Genomic DNA, 2,069 nt, shown 5'->3' on the forward strand with positions numbered 1-2,069 from the left:
CGCTATTAGGTACCGTTACACTGACATTGTATCTGCCTTTACGGATTGAGTGTGAGCTAGAAATAGTGAGACTTTTATTGTTAACAGTAGCTTTTATTTTCTTTGCATCTGGCCCGGTAGCCTTAACCTGAAAACTCTTTCCTGTTGTAACTTTAAGGTTGATAAATCTTTTATCCAGACGAGCTTTATTGATATTAACGTTAATTTTTTCAAAGGCAGGAACATTAAAGACTTTAATAGTCCTGCCCTTCTTTTTTACGTAGGTAATTTTGGTCTGATCTGCTTTAGCATTCTGCCTATTATTACTTACTTTTATACCAATAAATAGTAAAGCAACTATGACGAATAGCGAAATACACAATTTACTGATTTTTTTCATCTTTATCTCCTTACTTTCAGCATTCCTCTTATTATGAATAATATATAAAATCTTAATTACAAAAATGAAAATTTCTGTATACAGAACAAATTTCCGATTATTTTTTACTGCAAAAGCACAATTTCATCTTGTCAAAATATTTGGGTTGGCTATATATAATATAAGAGAATAGATAAATTGATTATGAACTTATTGAAACAGTCGTTACGTGTCGATTAGTAAAGCATTTTGCGGAATTGTTAAGGCAATATCCTTTTGTTGCAGATAAAATCACCGTTAAATAAATAAGTATCATTTAATTTATGCTTTAAATTAGGAGATTTTATAAATATTAAGTTTGGCGAAAAATTTAAACAAATAAGAAAACAAAAAAGGATGAGTTTAGATGCAGCTTCTCGTGACATTACTTCTAAGTCTTCTTTATATTATTGGGAAAAAGGACAGGCTAATATGTCTTTTGAAAAAGTAATTGCAATGCTTGAACGCATGCGTATTAAGCCATCTGAATTTGTTACCGATAGTTTAAACGATAACATTGACTATCAAAAGATTGTTTCAGCTTATTTAACTGATAACGACAAAAAACTTCAGAGCTTAGCTTCAATATATTTAAAGGCAAGTCAAAAGAAGCCTTATAATCGAACTTTGCTATTGAGAGCTGCAGTTGCCTGTAGCTTTTTAAAGTCTGATACGGGACAAAATTTATTTATGCCACGAGATACTAAACGTTTAGAAGAGCTATTATCAGAAATTAAAGACTGGCGCTATGAAGACTTATTTAATTTTGGTAATACACTTTTTCTTTTATCTGGAAAACGAATCATTGGTTTGGCACAGATGCTCATACAAAAATATCAAAAAAATACAGATGATATTGTTCATAATATTAGTTGGAGGCATGAAACTGTAACAACGTTAAACAATGCAGCACTAGTATTGCTATTTAAAAATTTGGTATATGCAAAAAATTAATTACTGAACTTAATAATATAAAAATAGATGATGATTTGGCTTATGAAAAAATTCGTCTAGAATTTGGTAACGAATGTATTTTGTATACACAAACCAAAGATGATCAAAACATTAATAAAATATTCTTTCCCACATTAAGCTATTTAGGGTTAAATAAATTACGTTCATCTTTGGAAAAATCATTTCTACAGTTAAAGGCTATATACAATTGATGTACTATATCTAGAAGAATATCTTACTTATTCCATTAGCCAATTCTTAGTTCCAAATAAAGGATTGTAAGCTTATCTGGTACAGATAGGTTAGTATTAATATAACAAAAATAAAAGTCTGATTTTGTTCACTATACAGAATAAAGTCAGGCTTTTTTTCTATAAATGATATTCTACTAAAAGTGATAGATTTTTTGATTTTAGCTTAGGAGTTGCAATCTGAAAAGCTTAAATTACTGTTATTAAATTTCATTTCTAATGTTCCTATCTTTTAAAAAATTGTTGCATATTATATTTTATATAATATAATTAACGATGTATGCTATATATCATATAACAAAGAAAAGTTGGAAGAGATATGAAGAATATGGTTAAAAAAGATCAAACTGCTTCACGTGCTAAACGTGTTGGCAAGTTTATGCTCACGACAATTATTTATTGCGCTATTTTAATAGCATTAATCTATTTGTATCAATATAGCGGCCTAACCTCGGTTCACTTTATTT

The 2,069-nt window shown here is 28.8% G+C and carries 3 protein-coding genes; 2 read left to right on the plus strand and 1 reads right to left on the minus strand.

Features of this window, described 5'->3' with window-relative positions; all coding sequences use genetic code 11:
• The coding region (locus J3U69_RS10380) for a hypothetical protein (protein WP_267414009.1) at window positions 1-379 on the minus strand (379 nt) is incomplete at its 3' end.
• Between the two features lie 357 nt (window positions 380-736).
• Between J3U69_RS10380 and J3U69_RS10385 the strand changes: the two genes are divergently transcribed.
• A complete protein-coding gene (locus tag J3U69_RS10385; RefSeq protein ID WP_267414010.1) occupies window positions 737-1,351 on the plus strand; it encodes a hypothetical protein in 615 nt (204 codons plus the stop codon).
• 579 nt (window positions 1,352-1,930) lie between these two features.
• On the plus strand, window positions 1,931-2,069 hold a 139-nt coding region (locus tag J3U69_RS10390; RefSeq protein ID WP_267414012.1), incomplete at its 3' end, for a teichoic acid D-Ala incorporation-associated protein DltX.

It is taken from the genome of Lactobacillus sp. B4026 (assembly GCF_026535825.1).
In the GTDB taxonomy this organism is placed as follows: domain Bacteria; phylum Bacillota; class Bacilli; order Lactobacillales; family Lactobacillaceae; genus Lactobacillus; species Lactobacillus panisapium.